The sequence below is a fragment of the Pseudomonas sp. KCJK9016 genome (genome assembly GCF_046231795.1).
GTDB lineage: Bacteria > Pseudomonadota > Gammaproteobacteria > Pseudomonadales > Pseudomonadaceae > Aquipseudomonas > Aquipseudomonas bananamidigenes.
Window position 1 is genome coordinate 47,314 of the sequence record NZ_JBJJMM010000006.1, and the last position, 21,360, is coordinate 68,673.

At 59.7% G+C, this 21,360-nt stretch carries 15 protein-coding genes; 10 read left to right on the forward strand and 5 right to left on the reverse strand.

The features are described from left to right. Nucleotides 1-14: 14 nt before the first annotated feature. Nucleotides 15-1,994, reverse strand: a complete 1,980-nt coding sequence (gene mnmC / locus ACK6BI_RS07380; RefSeq protein WP_409316535.1) for a bifunctional tRNA (5-methylaminomethyl-2-thiouridine)(34)-methyltransferase MnmD/FAD-dependent 5-carboxymethylaminomethyl-2-thiouridine(34) oxidoreductase MnmC — start codon at nucleotides 1,992-1,994, stop codon at nucleotides 15-17. A gap of 173 nt (nucleotides 1,995-2,167) precedes the next feature. On the opposite strand from mnmC, the gene pap reads away from it, so the two are divergent. Together pap and ACK6BI_RS07390 are read left to right on the forward strand one after the other, a co-directional pair. Next, nucleotides 2,168-3,682 (forward strand): polyphosphate:AMP phosphotransferase, encoded by a 1,515-nt coding sequence (gene pap / locus ACK6BI_RS07385; RefSeq protein ID WP_409316536.1) that lies wholly within the window; start codon nucleotides 2,168-2,170, stop codon nucleotides 3,680-3,682. Between the two features lie 101 nt (nucleotides 3,683-3,783). Further along, nucleotides 3,784-4,968 carry a thiolase family protein gene (locus tag ACK6BI_RS07390; protein WP_409316537.1) on the forward strand — a complete coding sequence of 395 codons (1,185 nt, stop codon included), beginning with the start codon at nucleotides 3,784-3,786 and terminating at the stop codon, nucleotides 4,966-4,968. A gap of 110 nt (nucleotides 4,969-5,078) precedes the next feature. Here ACK6BI_RS07390 and ACK6BI_RS07395 read toward each other — a convergent pair whose 3' ends face one another. Continuing rightward, the gene (locus ACK6BI_RS07395; protein ID WP_409316538.1) at nucleotides 5,079-5,273 is read right to left on the reverse strand and encodes a DUF6316 family protein; all 195 of its coding nucleotides are present in this window, start codon (nucleotides 5,271-5,273) and stop codon (nucleotides 5,079-5,081) included. Between the two features lie 210 nt (nucleotides 5,274-5,483). Here ACK6BI_RS07395 and ACK6BI_RS07400 point away from each other — a divergent pair, with 210 nt between their 5' ends. Beyond that, nucleotides 5,484-6,443, forward strand: coding sequence for a DMT family transporter (locus ACK6BI_RS07400; RefSeq protein WP_409316539.1), 960 nt, complete (start codon nucleotides 5,484-5,486; stop codon nucleotides 6,441-6,443). Between the two features lie 60 nt (nucleotides 6,444-6,503). On the opposite strand, the gene ACK6BI_RS07405 is transcribed toward ACK6BI_RS07400, so the two are convergent. Further along, a complete protein-coding gene (locus tag ACK6BI_RS07405; protein ID WP_409316540.1) occupies nucleotides 6,504-7,898 on the reverse strand; it encodes a class II fumarate hydratase in 1,395 nt (464 codons plus the stop codon). Nucleotides 7,899-8,092: 194 nt separating this feature from the next. Between ACK6BI_RS07405 and ACK6BI_RS07410 the strand changes: the two genes are divergently transcribed. The 5 genes from ACK6BI_RS07410 to ACK6BI_RS07430 all read left to right on the forward strand — a co-directional run bounded on the left by ACK6BI_RS07410 (nucleotide 8,093) and on the right by ACK6BI_RS07430 (nucleotide 12,430). Continuing rightward, nucleotides 8,093-8,611, forward strand: coding sequence for a DUF2059 domain-containing protein (locus tag ACK6BI_RS07410; RefSeq protein WP_085710833.1), 519 nt, complete (start codon nucleotides 8,093-8,095; stop codon nucleotides 8,609-8,611). Between the two features lie 12 nt (nucleotides 8,612-8,623). Beyond that, nucleotides 8,624-8,923, forward strand: a complete 300-nt coding sequence (locus ACK6BI_RS07415; RefSeq protein WP_065257175.1) for a BolA family transcriptional regulator — start codon at nucleotides 8,624-8,626, stop codon at nucleotides 8,921-8,923. A gap of 117 nt (nucleotides 8,924-9,040) precedes the next feature. Continuing rightward, on the forward strand, nucleotides 9,041-9,982 hold the full coding sequence (locus ACK6BI_RS07420; protein ID WP_409316541.1) for a rhodanese-related sulfurtransferase: 942 nt from the start codon (nucleotides 9,041-9,043) through the stop codon (nucleotides 9,980-9,982). Between the two features lie 35 nt (nucleotides 9,983-10,017). Beyond that, complete coding sequence (locus ACK6BI_RS07425) at nucleotides 10,018-10,620, forward strand: DsbA family protein (RefSeq protein WP_409316682.1); 603 nt, start codon at nucleotides 10,018-10,020, stop codon at nucleotides 10,618-10,620. Continuing rightward, a complete protein-coding gene (locus ACK6BI_RS07430; RefSeq protein ID WP_409316542.1) occupies nucleotides 10,613-12,430 on the forward strand; it encodes an ABC transporter ATP-binding protein in 1,818 nt (605 codons plus the stop codon). The genes ACK6BI_RS07425 and ACK6BI_RS07430 overlap by 8 nt, the downstream gene beginning before the upstream one ends. Here the strand turns inward: ACK6BI_RS07430 and ACK6BI_RS07435 are convergent, their stop codons facing one another. Then, complete coding sequence (locus tag ACK6BI_RS07435; RefSeq protein ID WP_409316543.1) at nucleotides 12,431-16,576, reverse strand: hypothetical protein; 4,146 nt, start codon at nucleotides 16,574-16,576, stop codon at nucleotides 12,431-12,433. Nucleotides 16,577-16,784: 208 nt separating this feature from the next. On the opposite strand from ACK6BI_RS07435, the gene ACK6BI_RS07440 reads away from it, so the two are divergent. Both ACK6BI_RS07440 and ACK6BI_RS07445 read left to right on the forward strand, forming a co-directional pair. Next, entirely contained in the window at nucleotides 16,785-19,247 is a 2,463-nt protein-coding gene (locus tag ACK6BI_RS07440; protein WP_409316683.1) for an EAL domain-containing protein, read from the forward strand. A 79-nt stretch (nucleotides 19,248-19,326) separates the two neighbouring features. Next, entirely contained in the window at nucleotides 19,327-20,088 is a 762-nt protein-coding gene (locus ACK6BI_RS07445) for a TenA family transcriptional regulator (RefSeq protein WP_409316544.1), read from the forward strand. A 68-nt stretch (nucleotides 20,089-20,156) separates the two neighbouring features. Here ACK6BI_RS07445 and ACK6BI_RS07450 read toward each other — a convergent pair whose 3' ends face one another. Continuing rightward, complete coding sequence (locus ACK6BI_RS07450) at nucleotides 20,157-21,083, reverse strand: GGDEF domain-containing protein (RefSeq protein WP_409316545.1); 927 nt, start codon at nucleotides 21,081-21,083, stop codon at nucleotides 20,157-20,159. Nucleotides 21,084-21,360 lie beyond the last annotated feature (277 nt).

The window sequence follows — 21,360 nt, forward strand, 5'->3', positions numbered from 1 at the left end:
TCCATGACAACAGGTCATTGACCCCTTATCAGTCGTCGCAAGGCAAACCGGTTCGGATGGCACGCTTGCGCCACGCTTCTGGGCAGTGGCAACGGTTCGTCATCCAGCCAGGCCGCGAGCAACTCGCCTGACAGTGGTGCGGTGATCAGACCACGAGAGCCATGACCGCTATTGATGTACAGCCCGTCGAGCCAAGGGCAAGGGATATCCGGCACCTGCCGCGCATCCTTGCCCAGTGCGGCATAGGTCTGGATGAAGGCTTCGCGGTCAGCGAGCGGGCCAACGATCGGCAGATAATCGGGGCTGGTACAGCGGAACGCCGCCCGTCCTTCAAGACGCTCGGGCGCCAGCTCATCAATATGCAGACGCGAAACCAGGTCACTGGAAATTTCTTCGAGCATTGCCAGGTTGCCCAGGTGTTCGGCGGTGGTCGGGGTCAAATCCTCGCTGTTGAAGTCGAAACTGGCGCCGAGTGTGTGCTCGCCCAGCCGTGCCGGTGCGACATAGCCTTCAGCGCAGACCACCGTGGCCAGGGACTGACTGGCTTCGGTCTGCGCCAGTCGGGTGATCTGCCCGCGAATGCGTTTGAGGGGCAGGTCCGCGCTTTGGGCAAAACGCTTGATCTCGGCAGCACTGGCCAGCACCACGACGGGGGCGGAGGCGATCAAGCGCTGGCCCTCGAAGGCTTGCCATTGACCGCCCGCCTTGCGCAGCTCCAGGACTTCCTGATGGTTGAGCAGCGTGATACCCGGCTGTGCAGACTGTGCCTGACACAATGCTGGCGGATGTACCCAGCCACCCTCGGGATAAAACAATCCACCATGCGCCAGGCCGACACCCGCATGCAGCTGCGCCTCGGGTTGATCAAGCCATTGCAGAAGATCTTCGGGAAACGCTGCCGCCAGTTGTGCATGACGCTCGCGTTCCTTTTCATTGAACGCCAGTTGCAGCACGCCGCAGTCATCCCAGTCGGTGCCCCGCTGCAGGGTCTCCAGCAGACGCCGGGTGTAGCCGAAGCCGCTGACGATCAGTTGCGACAGCGCCGTTCCGTGTGCGGATAACTTCAGGTACAGCACGCCTTGCGGATTGCCCGAGGCCTCCTGCGCCACCGCTGCATGACGCTCCAGTAGACTGACCTGCCAACCCCGGGCCGCGAGGCTGGCGGCCGTGGCGCAACCAGCCAGGCCGGCGCCGATCACCAGGGCACGGCGATCTCCGGTGGCAGGCGCCGGGCGGGCGAACCACGGTTTGTCCGCTGCGGGTAACGGCACATTCTCTGGCCAGCCGAGAAACTCGCCACGCAGGATTTCCCATTTGTGGCCGATGCCCGGCGTGCGCTTCATCTTGAACCCGGCGGCATTGAGCAGGCGACGCACCCAGCCGGTGCTGGTGAACGTGCTGATGGTCGAGCCGGGTGCCGCCAGCCGTGCCAGTTCGGCGAACAGTTCGGCGGTCCACATCTCGGGGTTTTTCGCCGGGGCAAAACCGTCGAGAAACCAGGCGTCGATCTGGCCGTCCAGTTGCGGCAATTGCTCGAGCGCATCGCCGATCAATAGCGTCAGGGTGACCCGCCCGTTGTCCAGCACCATGCGCTGAAAGCCCTGATGGATTGCCACGTAATGCTTGAGCAGTTGATCGCTGAGGTGCTTCAGGTCAGGCCATAACGCCAGCGCACGCTGGAGGTCGGCGGGGCTCAAAGGAAACTTTTCGACGCTGACGAAATGCAGCCGCGCACCGGCCACCGCGTGTTGTTCGAACAGTTGCCAGGCGCAGAGAAAATTCAACCCGGTGCCAAAGCCGGTTTCACCGATCACCAGTCGTCCGCCCGCCGGCAGAGCGGCAAAGCGTTCGGCCAGTCGATTCTGTTCAAGGAATACGTAGCGGGTTTCATCCAGCCCCGACTGATCGGAAAAATACACATCGTCGAACACTCGCGAACGCGGGCGTCCCTGGTCATCCCAGTCGAGTTGGGCGTGGGGCATTACAGGTTTCATGGCAGGCTCGGCAACGGCAAGGCGGCCATTCTAGCCGATCACGCGGGTCGCGCTTGATCCATGGCAAACCTTGCTGCGGATGACTCGCGGACAATCCGCCGCCAGCGGGAATTTCTGTGCCGCGCCCGTGCCCAATCCGCTAGTCTTGCTGAATCCTGGAAGGAGCCGTCCCCATGTTCGAATCCGCTGAAATCGGTCACGCCATCGACAAAGACACCTACGACGCCGCCGTGCCCGCCCTGCGTGAAGCCTTGCTTGAAGCCCAGTTCGAATTGCAACAGCAAAAGCGTTTTCCGGTGATCATCCTGATCAACGGCATCGAAGGCGCCGGCAAGGGTGAGACGGTCAAGCTGCTCAACGAGTGGATGGACCCGCGCCTGATCGAAGTGCGTACCTTTGACCAGCAGACCGATGAAGAGCTGGCGCGGCCACCGGCCTGGCGTTACTGGCGAATGTTGCCGGCCAAGGGGCGGATGGGGATATTTTTCGGCAACTGGTACAGCCAGATGCTGCAGGGCCGGGTACACGGCTTGTTCAAGGATCCGCGACTGGACCAGGCCATCGCCGGGGCCGAACGTCTGGAAAAGATGCTGTGCGACGAAGGCGCGCTGATCTTCAAGTTCTGGTTTCACCTGTCCAAGAAGCAGATGAAGGCACGGCTCAAGGCGCTGGCCGACGACCCGTTGCACAGCTGGCGGATCAGCCCGCTGGACTGGCAGCAGTCGCAGACCTACGACAAATTCGTCAAATACGGCGAGCGGGTCCTGCGCCGTACCAGCCGGGACTATGCGCCGTGGCATGTCATCGAAGGGGTGGACGTCAACTACCGCAGCCTGACAGTCGGCAAGCTTCTGCTCGAAGGCTTACAAAACGCGTTGAAGCGCCCCGATGTGCATTCGAGCGCGGTCAGTGCCCAACCGCTGGGCACGTCGGTGGATCAGTTGAATCTGCTCGACAGCCTTGACCTCACCCAGAGTCTGGACAAGAAAGATTACGAAGAGCAATTGATCACCGAGCAGGCGCGACTGTCCGGGCTGATGCGTGACAAACGCATGCGCCGGCACGCGTTGGTAGCGGTGTTTGAAGGCAACGATGCGGCGGGCAAGGGCGGGGCGATCCGGCGGGTGGCGGCGGCGCTCGATCCGCGTCAATACAACATCGTGCCGATTGCCGCGCCGACCGAAGAGGAACGAGCGCAGCCGTACCTGTGGCGCTTCTGGCGACACATCCCGGCCCGGGGCAAGTTCACCGTGTTCGATCGTTCGTGGTACGGCCGGGTGCTGGTGGAGCGGATCGAGGGCTTTTGCAGCACCGCCGACTGGATGCGCGCTTACGGTGAAATCAACGACTTCGAAGAGCAGCTCGCCGATGCCGGGGTGATCGTGGTGAAGTTCTGGCTGGCCATCGACAAGGACACGCAGATGGAGCGTTTCCAGGCTCGTGAAGAGATCCCGTTCAAGCGGTTCAAGATTACCGAAGACGACTGGCGCAACCGCGACAAGTGGGACGCCTACCGTGCGGCGGTGGGCGACATGGTCGACCGAACCAGTACCGAAATCTCGCCATGGACACTGGTCGAGGCCAATGACAAGCGCTGGGCCCGGGTCAAGGTGCTGCGCACGATCAATCGAGCGCTGGAAGAAGCCTTCGAGAAATCCGGCAAGAAGGAAAAGAAGCAAAAGGACTGAGCGATGAACCCGCATACGCGAGGTGAATGATTGTCGCGATGGGTGATGAGGTGGACTTATGCTCGGTCCACTCTCAACCGACTGCAGCAATGAGGTATGCCATGCGTGAAGTGGTGATCGTCGACAGCGTACGGACCGGCCTGGCCAAGTCCTTTCGCGGCAAGTTCAACCAGACCCGCCCCGATGACATGGCGGCCCATTGTGTCAACGCCTTGCTGTCGCGCAACGACGTCGATCCGGCCAGCGTCGAGGACTGCATTGTCGGTGCCGGTTCCAACGAAGGCGCCCAGGGCTACAACATCGGGCGCAACGTGGCGGTGCTTTCGCGACTGGGCACCGGCACGGCGGGCATGACCCTCAACCGTTTCTGCTCTTCGGGCTTGCAGGCAATTGCGATTGCCGCCAACCAGATTGCTTCCGGTTGCAGCGACATCATCGTTGCCGGCGGTGTCGAGTCGATCAGCCTGACCCTGAAAAGCGTCAACACCGATCACTTGATCAACCCGTTGCTCAAGCAGCAGACCCCCGGCATCTACTACACCATGGGCCAGACCGCGGAAGTGGTGGCGCGTCGTTATGGTGTCAGCCGCGAAGCGCAGGATCGTTACGCGCTGCAAAGTCAGATCCGCACCGCTCAGGCGCAGGCAGCAGGTCTGTTCAATGATGAAATCGTTCCGATGGCGGTGAAATACCGGGTCGAGGACAAGAACAGCGGCGAGGTGCAGATCCTTGACGGCATTGTCGATCGCGACGACTGCAACCGCCCGGACACCACTTATGACAGCCTTGCCGGACTGAAACCGGTGTTCGCCGAGGATGGTTCGGTGACTGCCGGCAACTCCTCGCAATTGTCCGATGGCGCTTCGATGACGCTGGTGATGAGCCTGGAAAAAGCCCTGCAGTTGGGGCTCAAGCCAAAGGCGTTTTTCCGCGGTTTCGCCGTGGCCGGTTGCGAGCCGGACGAAATGGGCATCGGCCCGGTGTTCTCCGTGCCGAAGCTGCTCAAGGCCAAAGGTCTGCAGGTGGCGGACATCGACCTGTGGGAGTTGAACGAAGCGTTCGCCTCGCAGTGCCTGTACGCCCGGGACCGGCTGGAAATCGACAATGAAAGGTACAACGTCAACGGCGGTTCGATTTCCATCGGCCATCCGTTCGGCATGACCGGCTCACGCCAGGTCGGGCATCTGGTGCGCGAGTTGCAACGACGCAATATGCGCTACGGCATCGTGACCATGTGCGTGGGTGGCGGGATGGGGGCTACCGGGTTGTTTGAAGCCGTGCGTTAAACACTGATGGGGTGTTCGATCCACCGCTTTCGCGAGCAGGCTCGCTCCCACAGGTGAGTGCATTTTCCTGTGGGAGCGAGCCTGCTCGCGAAGGAAGGTAGTGCCTTGGTCTATCTGTCGGAATCCATAAGCTGCATCCGCGCGATGTAAGCCTTTATTTCCTGCTCGGCTTCCTCGAGGCTGTCGAACGGTCCTTCAAGGGTGTTCTCTCGGGTACTGAAAAACAGCTCGCCATTGACCCGACACACCCGATCGCTGCGAAAGTGCATGGCGGGGGCGCTGTCCTGGGCGCGCATTCCGAACATGGTCAATCTCCTTGAGCGCTGCGCTGAATAGGATCCGAAGAGCTTATGCCTGAAGCAGTTGCAGCGCTTCGTCAGCCGATCAACGGCAGTACGTCAATTTAATGCTGCGACCTGTACAGTCCCATTTGCGGCCCGATCGCAACTGTCCCTGTGTCATGCCTGCCGCAGCGCCTAGAATGTGCGTTCCTGTCTTAGGCTTTCGGGGTTCTCATGCACGTTTCGTCGGGTCGCTGGGTGTACGGCATGTTCCTCGCCTTGTTGACGGCGTTTCTGTGGGGAATTCTGCCGATCAAGCTCAAGCAAGTGCTGCAGGTGATGGACCCGATCACGGTGACCTGGTTTCGCCTTCTGGTGTCCGGCGGCTGCCTGTTCATTTATCTGGCGGCGACCCGACGGTTGCCGAGTCGCAAGGTACTCGGCCCGAAGGGTGGCTGGCTGGTACTGATGGCGGTGCTGGGCCTGGTGGGCAACTACATGCTGTACCTGATGGGCCTGAACCTGCTCAGCCCGGGCACCGCGCAACTGGTGGTGCAGATGGGGCCGATCATGTTGCTGATCGCCAGTCTGTTCGTGTTCAAGGAGCGCTTCAGCATCGGCCAGGGCATTGGCCTGGCGGTGTTGTTGATCGGCTTCACACTGTTTTTCAATCAGCGCCTGGCGGAGTTGCTCACGTCTTTATCTGATTACACCGCCGGTGTGCTGCTGGTGCTGCTGGCGTCGACGGTCTGGACGTTCTATGCCCTGGGGCAGAAGCAGCTGCTGACGGTGTGGAACTCGTTGCAGGTGATGATGGTGATCTATCTGTTCTGCGCCTTGCTGTTGACGCCGTGGGTGCACCCGCTGGAAACGCTTAAGTTGAGCCCGTTGCAGGGCTGGCTGCTGCTGGCGTGCTGCATGAATACCCTGATCGCCTATGGCGCGTTTGCCGAGGCGCTGGCGCATTGGGAAGCCTCGCGGGTCAGCGCGACTTTGGCGATCACGCCATTGGTAACCTTCGGTGCCGTCGCGCTGGCAGCGTGGATCTGGCCGGAATACGTGCATGCCGAGCAGATCAACGGCCTGGGTTATGGCGGGGCGGTGCTGGTGGTGCTGGGGTCGGCGCTGGTGGCACTGGGACCATCGCTGATTGCCGGGCTCAAGGCCCGGCGGATGAAGATGGCCGCCAGTTAAACCGCGCCAACCTCATTCGCGAGCAAGCTCGCGAAGACGGATTTTCAGGCGCTGCAAAATCTAGCCCTTGGCGCCGGCCTCGATCATGTTCTCCGGCCGCACCCAGGCATCGAACTCTTCATCGGTCAGATAGCCCAGCTCCAGCGCCGCCTCGCGCAGGGTTTTGCCTTCGCTGTAGGCCTTCTTGGCAATCTCTGCTGACTTGTCGTAGCCGATGTGCGGGTTCAGCGCTGTCACCAGCATCAGGCCGCGTTCCAGGTGTTTCGCCATGACTTCGGCATCCGGCTCAAGCCCGGCGATGCAATGCTGCTGGAAGTTGCTGCAGCCATCGGCCAGCAGACGGATCGATTGCAGCAGGTTGTGGATGATCACCGGTTTGAACACGTTCAACTGCAGATGACCCTGGCTTGCGGCGAAGCCGATCGCGACGTCATTGCCCAACACCTGGCACGCCAGCATCGACAGCGCCTCGCACTGGGTCGGGTTGACCTTGCCGGGCATGATCGAGCTGCCCGGTTCGTTGGCCGGCAACTTCACTTCGGCAAAACCTGCGCGGGGACCGGAGCCCAGCAGACGCAGGTCGTTGGCGATTTTCATCAGCGCCACGGCAAGGGTTTTCAGGGCGCCGGAGAGGGTGGTCAGCGGCTCATGGCCGGCGAGGGCGGCGAACTTGTTGGGCGCGGTGACGAACGGCAGGCCGGAGAGAGCAGCCAGCTCGGCAGCGATCGCTTCGCCGAAGCCGTGGGGCGAGTTGAGCCCGGTGCCGACGGCGGTGCCGCCCTGGGCCAGTTCGCAGACCGCCGGCAACGCGGCACGGATCGCCCGCTCGGCGTAATCCAGCTGCGCTATGAAGCCGGAGATTTCCTGGCCGAAGGTAATCGGCGTGGCGTCCATCATGTGGGTGCGACCGGTTTTCACCAGCTTCATGTGCCGCGCCGACAGTTCGGCCAGACCGCCCGACAGTTCGGCGATGGCCGGCAGCAATTGGGCCTGCACCGCCTGTGCGGTGGCGATGCTCATGGCCGTGGGGAAGCAGTCGTTGGAGCTCTGCGAGCGGTTGACGTGATCGTTGGGGTGCACCGGCGTCTTGCCGCCGCGCGGGTTGCCGGCCAGTTCGTTGGCGCGTCCGGCGATCACTTCGTTGACGTTCATGTTGCTTTGGGTGCCGCTGCCGGTCTGCCAGACCACCAGCGGGAACTGGTCGTCGTGCTGGCCGTCGAGCACCTCGTCGGCGGCCTGCTCGATCAGGCGGGCGATGTCGGCGGGCAGGTCGCCATTGCGGTCGTTGACCCGCGCCGCAGCTTTCTTGATCAGCGCCAGGGCATGCAAGACCGGCAAGGGCATGCGTTCCTGACCGATGGCAAAGTTGATCAGCGAGCGTTGCGTCTGAGCGCCCCAGTAAGCGTCGTCCGGGACTTCGATCTGGCCCAGGCTGTCGGTTTCGATACGGCTCATCGTGCACACTCCTGTTGGTCTGTTTGCGCAATTTAGGCCGGTGTCGGCCCGGGTGGTTCCCTCCAGTCGATTGTTGACCGGCAATTCCCCGTCAATCAAGCGCGGCAAGGCCCGGGGGGTTGAGCCGCAGCGTTGTTCAGGCGCAGAATGGTCGCCCTTGGGGTTTAACCTCGCCTAGCTGAAAAGGAAACTCGATGACTCGTCTTCGTGCCATCTGCACCGCGGTTGCACTGGTTTGCGCCAGCGGCCAGGTGCTTGCCGATACCGCCAGCCACAACGCCAGTGCCGAAGCTTTCCTGACCCTGGCGCACGCTGACAAACTGGGTACTCCGGTGTACATGCAAGTGCAGCAGATGTTCGCCCAGCGTTTTGAACAGACCAAGGCTCCTGAATCCAAGAAAGCCGTACTGGATACCTATCAGGCCAAGGCCAACGCCGCCCTGGACCAGGCCATCGGCTGGAACAAGCTGAAACCGGACATGGTCAAGCTCTACACCAGCAACTTCAGCGAACAGGAGTTGAAAGACCTGGTCGCGTTCTACCAGTCGCCGCTGGGCAAGAAAGTTCTGGAAAAAATGCCGCAGCTGACCCAGCAGTCGGCCCAGATGACCCAGGCCAAACTGGAACCCGCAGTACCGGTCGTCAACAAGTTGCTGGACGACATGACCAACGAGCTGGCACCGAAAGGCGCTGCTCCGGCCAAGAAGAAGTAAGCGGAGTTCGTGATGACCATGCAACAACGCATCGAATCGACGCTGGCGCTGCTTCAGCCTGAGCATCTGCAGGTGCTGGACGAAAGCCACATGCACAGTCGCGGGTTGCAGACCCACTTCAAGGCTGTGGTGGTCAGCGCGCAATTCGAAGGCCTGAACCGGGTCAAGCGCCACCAGAAAGTCTACGGCACGCTCGGCGAGCTGATGGGCGAGTTCCATGCGTTGGCATTGCACACCTACACCCCGCAGGAATGGGCAGAGGTGGGCGCCGCTCCGGCGTCGCCGACCTGTGCCGGCGGCAGCAAGCATTGAGCCTTGCAGCAATGAACTGAGGTTTTTTGCTAGAATCCGCAACGCGCCGCTCACCCGGCGCGTTTTTTTTCGCATCCGGTTCACCCTTTACGAGGGTAGCCACCTGGAGAAACACCCATGACACAACCAATTGTCGTGGCGGCACTGTACAAGTTCGTCACCCTCGAAGATTACGTCAATCTGCGCGAACCGCTGCTGCAAGCGATGCTCGACAACGGCATCAAAGGCACCCTGCTGATTGCCGAAGAAGGCATCAACGGCACGGTTTCCGGCAGTCGCGAAGGCATCGACGGCCTGCTGGCCTGGCTGCGCAACGATCCGCGCCTGGTCGACATCGACCACAAGGAATCGTACTGCGACGAGCAGCCGTTCTATCGCACCAAGGTCAAGCTCAAGAAAGAGATCGTGACCCTGGGCGTCGAAGGCGTCGATCCGAACAAGAAGGTCGGTACCTACGTCGAGCCGCAGGACTGGAATGCGCTGATCAGCGACCCTGAAGTGCTGCTGATCGACACCCGCAACGACTACGAAGTATCGATCGGGACCTTCGAAGGCGCCATCGATCCGAAAACCACCAGTTTTCGCGAATTCCCCAACTACATCAAAGCCAACTTCGATCCGGCGGTGCACAAGAAGGTCGCGATGTTCTGCACCGGTGGCATTCGTTGCGAGAAGGCGTCGAGCTACATGCTGGGCGAAGGCTTCGAAGAGGTTTACCACCTCAAGGGCGGTATCCTGAAGTACCTCGAAGAGGTGCCGCAGGAAGAGACCAAATGGCAGGGCGACTGCTTCGTGTTCGACAACCGTGTGACCGTGCGCCACGACCTGAGCGAAGGCGACTACGATCAGTGTCATGCCTGCCGTACCCCGGTCAGCGTCGAGGATCGCGCTTCCGAGCATTACGTGCCCGGTATCAGTTGCCCGCACTGCTGGAACACCCTGAGCGAGAAGACCCGCCGCAGCGCCATCGACCGTCAAAAACAGATCGAACTGGCCAAGGCACGCAACATGCCGCACCCGATCGGCTACAACTATAAGCAAGCATCCACTGAGGCTTGATCATGTCTGCACGCCTGCTCTACGTAATGGATCCGATGTGTTCCTGGTGCTGGGGATTCGCCCCGGTCGCCAAGGCATTGGTGGAGCAGGCGCAGGCCGCCGGCGTGGAACTGCACCTGGTGGTCGGCGGTTTGCGCACCGGCAGTGGCGCGGCGCTGGAGCCGACGACCCGGCGCTACATTCTTGAACACTGGCAGGCGGTCACCGAGGCCACCGGCCAACCGTTCAAGTTCGAAGGCGCGCTGCCGGACGGTTTTGTCTACGACACCGAACCTGCCTGTCGGGCCATCGTCACTGCGCGCAGTCTTGCGCCGGATTGCGCATGGAAACTGCTGGGCCTGATCCAGCACGCGTTCTACGCCGAAGGCCGTGATGTCACCCGCGCCAGCGTGCTGGTGGAACTGGCGGAACAGGCCGGCGTGCCGCGCATCGAATTCGCTGCGTTGTTCGATCGTGCCGAGCAGCACGAGGCCACATTGGCCGACTTCAACTGGGTTCAGGATCTGGGCATTGCCGGATTCCCGACCCTGCTCGCCGAACGCAATGGCCAACTCGCGTTGCTGACCAACGGCTACCAGCCGCTCAGTGAGTTGTCACCGTTACTCGGCCGATGGCTGGAGCGCGCCGCCTGTGTCTGACCCCGCCGATGACACGCCAGCCGTCAAGCGTGTCGACCGGCTGAGCTGGGCAGAAGTCCGGCGTCTGGCACTTCATCACAAAAAATCCCTGTGGATCGCCAACGGCGTTGCCGTACTGGCGACGCTGTGCAGCGTGCCGATTCCGCTACTGTTGCCGTTGCTGGTGGACGAAGTCCTGCTCGGTCGTGGCGATGCAGCGCTGAAGGTCATGAACCATGTGCTGTCGACCCCGTGGCAGCAGGCGGCAGGCTACATCGGCCTGATGCTGCTGGTGACCCTGACCCTGCGTTGCAGCGCCCTGTGTTTTGGCGTGTTGCAGGCCCGGCTGTTTGCGCGGCTGGCCAAGGACATCGTCTATCGCATTCGCGTGCGCCTGATCGAAAGACTCAAGCGCATCTCCCTTGGCGAATACGAAAGCCTGGGCAGCGGCACGGTGACCACGCACCTGGTGACCGATCTCGATACCCTCGACAAGTTTGTCGGCGAAACCCTCAGTCGTTTCCTGGTGGCGATGCTGACCCTGGTCGGCACTGCCAGCATCCTGATGTGGATGCACTGGAAACTGGCGCTGCTGATCCTGCTGTTCAACCCATTGGTGATCTACGCCACCGTGCAACTGGGCAAGCGGGTCAAGCACCTGAAGAAACTGGAAAATGACAGCACCTCGCGTTTCACCCAGGCCTTGAGCGAAACCCTCGATTCGATTCAGGAAGTGCGGGCAGGCAATCGTCAGGGCTACTTTCTCGGGCGTCTCGGTCTGCGGGCCCAGGAAGTGCGCAATTACGCAGTCAATTCGCAGTGGAAGACCGATGCCTCGAACCGCGCCAGTGGCCTGCTGTTCCAGTTCGGCATCGATATTTTCCGCGCGGCGGCGATGCTCACGGTGCTGTTCTCCGACCTGTCCATCGGCCAGATGCTCGCGGTATTCAGCTATCTGTGGTTCATGATCGGCCCGGTCGAACAACTGCTGAACCTGCAATACGCCTATTACGCAGCGGGCGGTGCGCTGTCGCGGATCAACGAACTGCTGGCCCGTGCCAACGAGCCGCAGTATCCGGGCGGCGTCGACCCGTTCAAGGGCCGCGAGACGGTCGGCATCGAAGTGCAGGGCCTGAGCTTTGGTTATGGCGATGAGCTGGTGCTGGATCAGATGAACCTGTCCATCGCGCCGGGGGAGAAAGTGGCGATCGTCGGCGCCAGCGGCGGCGGCAAGAGCACCCTCGTGCAATTGCTGCTGGGTCTGTACACGCCTCTGGCCGGTACCATCCGTTTCGGCGGATCGACTCAGCAGCAGATCGGTCTGGAAACGGTCCGGGAAAACGTCGCAGTCGTGCTGCAACACCCGGCTCTGTTCAACGATACCGTGCGCGCCAACCTGACCATGGGTCGCACCCGCAGCGACGAGGCCTGCTGGCAGGCACTGGAAATCGCCCAGCTCGAACCTGCCATCCGTGCGCTGCCGGACGGACTGGACAGCATCGTCGGTCGTTCCGGGGTGCGCCTGTCCGGTGGTCAGCGACAAAGGCTGGCGATTGCGCGGATGATCCTCGCCCAGCCGAAAGTGGTGATCCTCGACGAAGCCACCTCGGCCCTCGACGCCGCCACCGAATACAACTTGCATCAGGCCATGGCGCAGTTCCTCCATGGTCGCACCACACTGATCATTGCCCACCGCCTGTCAGCGGTGAAACAGGCGGACCGGGTGCTGGTGTTCGACGGCGGGCAGGTGGCCGAGGATGGCGACCATCAGCAACTGATTGCCGATGGTGGGTTGTATGCCAAGCTGTATGGGCATTTGCAGCGGATGTAGTTAATTCCAGAGCACTTGCAGCGCGCCAGCTTCGCCTCGGTGACCGAATTCTTTCATGACGAGTGAGCACGACCCGCATGGGGGCATCGTGGTAGCGACGTCCACTGACTTCAGCTCCTGTGGGTCGGGGTATTTATCGCGAATCACGCGTATCAACTTGCTTTCGCTGTCCAGAGACGTCGGTCGGGCTGCCAACGTCGGTGTGTAGGTATCGATGTTCTTGATAGTCAGCGGTACCGCTGCCAGGCGCCCCCCATCCGTCAATTCCAGGTTTGTCTTGCCCACTGCAAGGCTGTAGTCGATGTTGATGTAAGTCGTGTCACCGATTTTTACATGATTGGCGCCCAGGTGCCGGAACAGCGGCAGGTGTCTGGTAGTGCCCTGAGCACCGGAAATGCTGACATAAACTTCTCGCACGCCTTGTGCGGTGGTGACTTCGGCATAGGCAATGTTGCGAGCATTCTTTGTACGTTCGAATCGGCTCAGCAGGTGTTGCAGTTTTTGCATCGTGGCTTCGATACGCAGCGACGCGTTGGTCTCTGGTGGTTTGATCGTCGGTGATAGAAACAGGATGTCGAAAATTTCCGCCGTTCGCTGTCGCAAAGCCTCTGGAGCGTCTGTACTCCGTGTCCAGCTCGCGGCACCTTCGGTGTTCCGAGCGACGATCATTCGCGTTCGATGGTCGAACATCAGCGCCTCACCGGAACTGGTGTCCACTTTCAACCATTTCATGCCGGCTGGCGGGTTGGCAGGAGTGCCTAGCGGAATAGCGATTTCATCCATGGTTCTGAGGGCGCGTTCTATCTCTGGAACGGTGTGGATCCGTGCCGTGTTGTTGGCATTGAGCGAGCCGATGTAGACCGTCTTCAGTTCATCATCCAGGTTTCCCGGTGAGGGGTTGGCCTTGCGCAAAACCAGAGGGTCGGCAAAAACCTGCCCCGGCAGGCGCTCGGTGACATAGAAATCTCCGGCGCCGAGTCGAGTGAACACGTAGTGTTTCGAGTCGTCCTTTGCGGGAACAATGATCGCCCCCACTTCGAGCGTGTCGAATTTCTTGGGGTCGTTGTAGGGCAGGCGAACCTTGATGCGTGCATAGATTCCCTTTTGAAACTCCAAAGAGGCATTGAGCTGCTTGTAGGTACTGACGGCGCTTGTCAGCAACGGCTGCGATCGAATGGCTGGCGTATAAATCGTATCGCCGAACCATTGCGCCCACCCTTTGTCCGTGTCCTGACTGTTCAGCGGCGGAGTCGGCGCAGGTGTTCGCGTGACATAACTCGTCGCGCATACATCGCTGCCCGGCGCACGCCGCATCCGGCAAGGAATGGATTTGAACATCGATTTTTCATCGATCAGATCAGCGCGACGCAACTGATGGCCGTCCAGCCTGTAGGGGATGTCATCGATCAGCATCGTAGTACGGCCATCGACTTCAAGGATTTCCCGAAGGTGGGTGTGTTCAGGCACCTCGGCGAGGACATGGGAGTCAGTCTGTGCAAGGGTCGTGAACGTTGAGCGACCTTGACTGAAGTTGTTCCGATGGCTGGACAGTCGCGGGCCATAGGGCAAGGACGTTGCCGGGTCGATGAGGTGGAACCGTCCGGGGTCGGTCAGGCTCGTATTTCGCACCGGTACGTCATCGACCCCTTTGACGGTTGCCAGTCGATCAGCATCGGTCAATGGTTTCCATTGTCCTGGATTGATGTGCTGGGGCAAGTTGTGGACCAGTCGGTAGCTTTCAGCATGACCCGTAAGCTTGTTTATCCCACCCACAGTCAGACGACCCATCCCAAGCAGCCCTCGGCGAACACCGCTGACAGTCGACTTCAGCAACGTTGGAATGCCGCTCAACGGGTTCAGATTGCTCACCGTAGCGGTCAGGAGTTTGCGAGTCAGCGTCGCAAAGGAAGGCAGGCTCGCTTTGACGGCCATGCGAGAGGCTGTGTTCGCGACACGGATCAACCGTACCGTTCCCGAAATGAATTTCCCGACGGGGAAAAGAAATGAAGCGAGATCCAGCAGGAAGCCACCTGCGCCCATGGCTTTTTGAGTCGTATCGTCCGAAAGGAGGTCTTCGATACTGCCCCAGAACGGTACGAATCCTTTGACGATGGCCTTGAAGGTGTTCAGCCGCTGCTCGGATTTCGCACGGGTGACATCGAAAACGGTCTCGCCACGAGCCTGGATACGCAAATGCTCTTCATCGACGTAGAGGTATGTCCGGGCGATGAATTCGGCCAGTGTTTCAAGCCGAGAGGTTGGAGGGATGGAGTTGTCGAGGGAGGCTGTAACCCCAGGCAGTTTGCCTTTCGAGTCGAGGAACCCTATGAAATACTGCTGCTCTTCAGGAGGCTTGCCGTGCAGATGAGCCGCCCAGTCGAGCAGCAGGCTGGTGGCCAGATCCCTTTCCGGGTCATAGGTTTGCCCGGGAATCGAGGCATGCAAGGGGAACTCGGTGCGTTCGCCCCCGATGTATGAAAATCGCAGTCCGGTCCGGCGGCGAATGACCCCGGCACTGGGAATGAGTTCGTAGTAAGCGATGTCATCGCCGTTGGTGACTTGCAGGACAAACCCTTTTCTCGCCCTGACAGGTTCGAACCTGTCATCGTTTCGGGCTTTATGGCGGAGGCCGAGCAAGTTGATGGCGCCTCTCTCGATCATTCGGCGTTCGGCCAGTGGCAGGGTGCTCAACAGACTCAGAATCAAGGTCTGGTAAGCCGATCTGAGGGTCGCGAGGTGGCTGCTGAACGCGGTCTCAAATCGAGCATTGATGTCCGGCAGAAACTTGCCTGCCCAACTTTTGTAAGCGCCTTCTTCAGCCCGGTCAAAACCGCCCCATTCATTCTCCCGCTCTGCGCGCAGAATTCGCTGTTCATCAAGTCTGAGAGCTGTGGTAGAGCGCGTCACGCCATCGAACATGGACACGATCCACCTCTTCCCGCCATCAAGTTGCCCGTCTGCATAGAGATCCAGAAACTCGTAGCCTCTAAGTCTCAAGTCAGGTGTGGATTTGAAGCCGCTGTAGGAAGATTTAGCGTCCAGCAACGTGTAGCCCTGTCGAGTGAAAGAATGACTTCTGAACAAATTAAACAGGACCTGTCTGGCCATCTGCATTCTTTCCGGCGGACGAAGTTCGAGAGACTGTATCGCTTTGTTTAGGCTTTCATTCTGGCTTTCAAGCGCTGCCAGTGCTTTCTTGATTTCCTCGTCGCTGTAATCGGATGCTGCTTTTGCCTGGACGATGCCCTGGCACACTGCCCAATCGAGTGTCGGGCCGATTCTCAGTCGCGTAATGGTCTCAATTTCTTCGGTCGAAGCATTGATGCTGCGTTCCAGCGGTAAATTGACAAGTTGTTGAAAGGAAAGCGGCTGCGCTCGATCAAGGCCGAACTCATCAGCCAGCAACACGCCGTGCATGAAATTGACCCAAACCACCGAACTTTTGTAGCGCAGATCGGGCGGAACATCTACGACCTGAAAGTCTTTCGACAGCTGCATTTGATAAAGACGAGCCAGCACTATCGATTCATTGGTGGTGGCGACTCTTTTGGTGTGTAGCAGGTGTCGGGCGAAATCGTCGCGTAGGGTCTGATAGTTTTTGCCCTGATGCGCCGGATCCTGCCAATCGAACCCGGCGAGTCGAGACTCGTCCAGTGACGGGGCATGCAGGTAAAGGCATATGGCCTTGCACAACAACTGGTTGCGTACGGCGACCGAAGTCTGCTCGCCGGCAAGTGCGCCATACCACTTGAGTTTCGTCAGTAATCGATTGGCCAGCTCTTGTGCGGGGGCGGAGTTCAGGATTTGTTCAAGAAACACAGAAGGTGTTGCGCGAACTTCCTCGGCTGAAGGTGCAAACAGTACATCGGATCCCAGGCGGCGGATCAGCATGGGGCTGCCGGACATGAAACCATTGACGGTGTCGATGATTTGCACATTGACGATCTTTGCCTTGAACATCTCCAGTGTCATGGATGACATGGTATCGGGCGCCGAGCGTTGCAAGGCTTTGAAGCGCTTTTTGTCCCTCGCATCGGGTGGTATGAGGTTTTCGATATCCGGGCCGCTGGCCAGCCCCAGTGCCTGCCGGGCACGAAGTTCTCTGGCGTTGGATGTTGTGGTTGAGTCGGTCGTCATGTCTGTCATGTCGCATTCCTGTGCAGGTTCCAGTTACGGATACGGGAGTGCGCAGTAAAACGATCCGCAGCCCTTTGCCGGCGTTATATATCTACACCTCACGGTTGTGCTGCACAGAGGCCGATCCGCCGCTTGCCGGAACCGGCAAGGCCTCCTAGTCTTGGGGAGATGCTCGCAAAGAGATGGACGATCAAGCAGTGCTCATGCAAGGAATACCATGAAGCAAAAGCGGACTCTCGGAACGCCTCGGTTGCTGGGCATCGTCTGGCCATTTATTGCCGTCGTGCTGTTTCAGGCGTTGCTGGGGGGCGTGAGTCTTTATGTCCTGTCAGCCGTTCGGGGCTATGTGGCGGGCGAGAGCCTCTGGTCCAAGGGCCAGAAGGACGCCATCTATTACCTCAATCTGTATGCCGACAGTCGTGACGAGGCGATCTATCTCAAATATCAGGGCGCAATTGCCGTGCCTCAGGGCGGCCACCAGTTGCGTCTCGCGCTGGACCGACAGCCGCCCGATCTGCAGGCGGCTCGCGAGGGCATTCTCAAGGGCGGCAACCATCCGGACGACGTCTCCAGCCTGATCTGGTTGTACCTCAATTTCCGTCATTTCAGTTATCTGGAAACCGCCATTGACCGCTGGACGCTGGGCGACGCCTATCTGGTGGAGCTCGACGACGTGGCGCAGGAGATGCATCGGCGTATCACCGCCGACGCCGCCACCGATGCGGATATCCGGCGCTGGAAGGACCGGATCTTTGCGATAAACGATGGCGTGACACCGGCGGCAAAGGCCTTCAGCGATGCCCTGGGCGAAGGCTCACGGGTCATACTGCGCCTGCTGCTGTTCACCAACTTCGCCACGGCGTTGGGCCTGATCGTGCTGGCGCTGCTGCGAACCCGCAAACTGCTCAAGCAGCGGCATGCCTTTGCCGAGGCCCTGCAACTGGAAAAGGACCGGGCCCACATCACCTTGCAGTCGATTGGCGACGGGGTGATCACTACCGATGTCAGCGGCGCCATCGAATACATGAACCCTGCCGCCGAAGCCTTGACGCACTGGAAAGCCGAGCAGGCGGCCGGGCTGCCATTGGCGGCGCTGTTCAATCTTCTGGACGACAATGCGCAGACCGAAGGGCAGACCCTGATCGAGCATATTCTCAGCGGTCGACTCATTGGCGGCAGCGAACATTCCAAACTGATTCAGCGTCTGGATGGGAGCACCGTATCGGTGACACTGGTGGGAGCACCGATCCGCAATGCCGACAAGGTCAGCGGTACGGTGTTGGTACTGCATGACATGACCCAGGAGCGGCAATACATCGCCAATCTGTCGTGGCAGGCGACCCATGATGCGCTGACCGGCCTGGCCAACCGCCGCGAATTTGAATATCGCCTCGAACAGGCCTTGCACAATCTTGCCCGGCAGCCCGGCCGACATGCGCTGATGTTCCTCGATCTGGATCAGTTCAAGCTGGTCAACGATACCTGCGGACATGCCGCAGGTGACGAGTTGCTGCGTCATATCTGCGCCTTGCTGCAGTCAGGTCTGCGGGAAGGGGACACGCTGGCTCGGCTGGGAGGCGACGAGTTCGGCATCCTGCTGGAAAACTGTGCGCCGGAAGCGGCCGAGAAAATCGCCGAAGGGCTGCGTCAGACGGTGCAGAACCTGCATTTCGTCTGGAAAGGGCGGCCGTTCCTGACCACCGTCAGTATTGGTCTGGTGCATGTCGCCCAGACTCCGACCACGTTGGAAGCCTCGCTGCGGGCGGCCGACATGGCCTGCTACATGGCCAAGGAAAAAGGCCGCAACCGGGTGCAGGTCTACCATGCCGACGATTCGGAACTGTCTTTGCGCTTTGGCGAGATGGCCTGGGTGCAACGTCTGCACATGGCTCTGGAGGAAAACCGCTTTTGTCTCTATGCCCAGGAAATCGCCCCGCTGGGCTCGGCTGTCGGCGGTACCGGCGGGCACATCGAGATCCTCCTGCGTCTGCACGATGAAGCGGGGCGGATGATACTTCCGGACAGTTTCATACCGGCGGCCGAGCGCTACGGTTTGATGACATCGCTGGATCGCTGGGTCGTGCAGAATGTATTCAGGGTCATTGCTCAATGTATTAACGACAAGTGCGAACAACCTTTGGCAATGTGTGCGATTAATCTTTCAGGCATTACTATCGGAGATGACGCCTTCTTGCACTTTCTTCGAGAGCAATTTGATAACTATGGCGTTCCGCCTGAAATGATTTGTTTTGAAATTACAGAAACCAGCGCCATTGCAAATTTAGGTAGTGCGATCCGATTTATCAATGAACTCAAAGGCTTGGGTTGTTATTTCTCGCTTGATGATTTTTGCGCCGGAATGTCTTCATTCGCTTATCTGAAACATTTGCCTGTAGACTTCCTGAAGATCGACGGGAGTTTCGTAAAGGATATGCTGGACGACCCGATTAACCGCGCCATGGTCGAAGTGATCAATCACATCGGGCATGTCATGGGTAAGCAGACAATTGCCGAGTTTGTAGAAACAGCGCAGATCGAGCAGGCATTGCTTGAAATTGGTGTGGATTACGCTCAGGGTTATGTCATCGAACGCCCGCAATTGTTTAACTGTGACAGTCTGCAAAGTCGGCCCGCCAGACCGCAGCCGCTGTTGTTCAAGGCGCCTGGCACGTTCCGTTGAAATCTCTCGCCGATCCTTACAATCACAAATCAAAAGGAGCCGAACAGTGATCGACACATTCAACCGAACCGGACCACTCATGGAAGCTGCAAGTTATCCTGCCTGGGCACAACAGTTGATCCAGGACTGCAGCGAGAGCAAACGCCGGGTTGTCGAACATGAACTTTACCTGCGCATGCGTGATAACAAGCTCAGCGCCAGAACCATGCGTCAGTACCTGATCGGGGGCTGGCCCGTGGTTGAGCAATTTGCGCTGTACATGGCGCAGAATCTCACCAAGACCAAATTCGCCCGCCACCCCGGGGAAGACATGGCGCGGCGCTGGCTGATGCGCAACATCCGCGTCGAACTCAACCATGCCGACTACTGGCTGAACTGGAGTCGTGCCCACGGTGTAAGCCTGGAAGACCTGCAGGCTCAGCAGGTACCGCCGGAACTGCATGCCCTGAGTCACTGGTGCTGGCACACCAGTTCGGCGGATTCGCTGATCGTCGCCATCGCCGCCACCAACTATGCAATCGAAGGCGCGACCGGGGAGTGGTCGGCGCTGGTCTGCTCGACCGGTGTATACGCCGCCGCGTTCCCGGAAGAAGACCGCAAGCGGGCGATGAAGTGGCTGAAGATGCACGCCCAGTATGATGATGCTCATCCCTGGGAGGCGTTGGAAATCATCTGCACCCTGGCGGGGACGAACCCGAGTCGGGCACTGCAGACGGAGCTGCGCCAGGCCATCTGCAAGAGCTATGACTACATGTACCTGTTCCTCGAACGCTGCATGCAACTGGAGCTGGCGGAGCGGGTGATGGCCGGTCGCGAGCGGCGGGCTCTGGTCGAAAGCTAGTTTCGGCAACACCCATACAAAACGGGAGTCCCATGGACTCCCGTTTTTTTGTCTGTCGAACGGTTTTTCTAGCCGGCCATTGTCAGGCGGTTGCGCCCTTCACGCTTGGCCACATACAACGCGCTGTCGGCGCGACGCAGCAGACTGTCGGCCGATTCGCCCGGCAGCAGGGTGGCGCAGCCGAGGCTCACGGTCAGCTCGATCAATTGGCCGTCGGCATAATAGTCCTGAGCCTGCGTTGCATAACGCAGACGCTCGCCGACCATCGCTGCGGCTTCGCGACCGGTGTTGGACAACAGAATCAGAAACTCTTCCCCGCCGTAACGGAACACCATGTCGACGTTGCGCAACTGGTCTTTGATCGATGCCGCAACGGCTTTGAGCACCTCATCGCCGGCGCTGTGACCATGATGGTCATTGATCTGCTTGAAGTGGTCGATATCGAGCATCAGCAACGACAAGGGCTGCAGATGACGCCGGGACATCTCGATCTCCCGTTGCAGGGTCTGCTCCATGGCGATGCGGTTACCGGTGCCGGTCAGCGGATCGCGCAGGGCCGTTTGCGTGGCGACGCGATAGAGCAGAGCGTTGCGCATCGGATACAGCAGGGACGACAGGAGCGATTCGAAATTGCCCAGTTCGTGCTCACTGAACCGTTGATTGCGGCGGAACACCAGCTCACCCATATGCTCGCCTTCGTGGCTGAGGCTGTAACTGACGGAGTGGTGGCCGCGAGCACCAAACTCCAGGCGCAAGTCGCTGCCATTGTGCACGTAGGTCATGGCGTCCAGCGGCACCAGACGCTGAACTTCACGGAAGAACAGACCGAGGATACGTTGAGGTTCGAGGCTGGTTTGCAGTTGCAGGCTCATTTGCTGGCGCAATTGCGACAGGCTGACAGGTCGCTGCAACAGCGGAGGCAGCTGACCGAAGCCCAGGCGTTGCAATTTGGCACTGTCGAAGTCAATTGCAGTGGTCTGGGTAGGTGATTTCATATGGCGTGAGCCCCTAAGCAGTAAGTCTGTCTTACAGGCTGGGTGAGAGCGGCTATGGGCGGCGCGTCATACTGATCCATCAGTCCCGTAGGACATTTGGGGTAAGTTTAGTCTGCCCGATGACAATTAGTCAGCTATCGAAATCAGGCCTTGCCCGAGTGCCTTCAACCGGCGTGCTTTGAGGGAATGTAGAGCGAAAGTCGTGTCATTCAGTTCAGGATTTATCAAAGCCTTTGTGAATCAAAGAGTTGTAATCGGGATGCTGGAAGGGGCGATG

What these genes read in the sequence shown, in the direction of transcription:
- mnmC (WP_409316535.1), bottom strand. Translation starts at nt 1,994, where the DNA reads ATGAAACCTGTAATGCCCCACGCCCAACTCGACTGGGATGACCAGGGA.
- pap (WP_409316536.1), top strand. Translation starts at nt 2,168, where the DNA reads ATGTTCGAATCCGCTGAAATCGGTCACGCCATCGACAAAGACACCTAC.
- ACK6BI_RS07390 (WP_409316537.1), top strand. Translation starts at nt 3,784, where the DNA reads ATGCGTGAAGTGGTGATCGTCGACAGCGTACGGACCGGCCTGGCCAAG.
- ACK6BI_RS07395 (WP_409316538.1), bottom strand. Translation starts at nt 5,273, where the DNA reads ATGTTCGGAATGCGCGCCCAGGACAGCGCCCCCGCCATGCACTTTCGC.
- ACK6BI_RS07400 (WP_409316539.1), top strand. Translation starts at nt 5,484, where the DNA reads ATGCACGTTTCGTCGGGTCGCTGGGTGTACGGCATGTTCCTCGCCTTG.
- ACK6BI_RS07405 (WP_409316540.1), bottom strand. Translation starts at nt 7,898, where the DNA reads ATGAGCCGTATCGAAACCGACAGCCTGGGCCAGATCGAAGTCCCGGAC.
- ACK6BI_RS07410 (WP_085710833.1), top strand. Translation starts at nt 8,093, where the DNA reads ATGACTCGTCTTCGTGCCATCTGCACCGCGGTTGCACTGGTTTGCGCC.
- ACK6BI_RS07415 (WP_065257175.1), top strand. Translation starts at nt 8,624, where the DNA reads ATGACCATGCAACAACGCATCGAATCGACGCTGGCGCTGCTTCAGCCT.
- ACK6BI_RS07420 (WP_409316541.1), top strand. Translation starts at nt 9,041, where the DNA reads ATGACACAACCAATTGTCGTGGCGGCACTGTACAAGTTCGTCACCCTC.
- ACK6BI_RS07425 (WP_409316682.1), top strand. Translation starts at nt 10,018, where the DNA reads ATGTGTTCCTGGTGCTGGGGATTCGCCCCGGTCGCCAAGGCATTGGTG.
- ACK6BI_RS07435 (WP_409316543.1), bottom strand. Translation starts at nt 16,576, where the DNA reads ATGACAGACATGACGACCGACTCAACCACAACATCCAACGCCAGAGAA.
- ACK6BI_RS07440 (WP_409316683.1), top strand. Translation starts at nt 16,785, where the DNA reads ATGAAGCAAAAGCGGACTCTCGGAACGCCTCGGTTGCTGGGCATCGTC.
- ACK6BI_RS07445 (WP_409316544.1), top strand. Translation starts at nt 19,327, where the DNA reads ATGGAAGCTGCAAGTTATCCTGCCTGGGCACAACAGTTGATCCAGGAC.
- ACK6BI_RS07450 (WP_409316545.1), bottom strand. Translation starts at nt 21,083, where the DNA reads ATGAAATCACCTACCCAGACCACTGCAATTGACTTCGACAGTGCCAAA.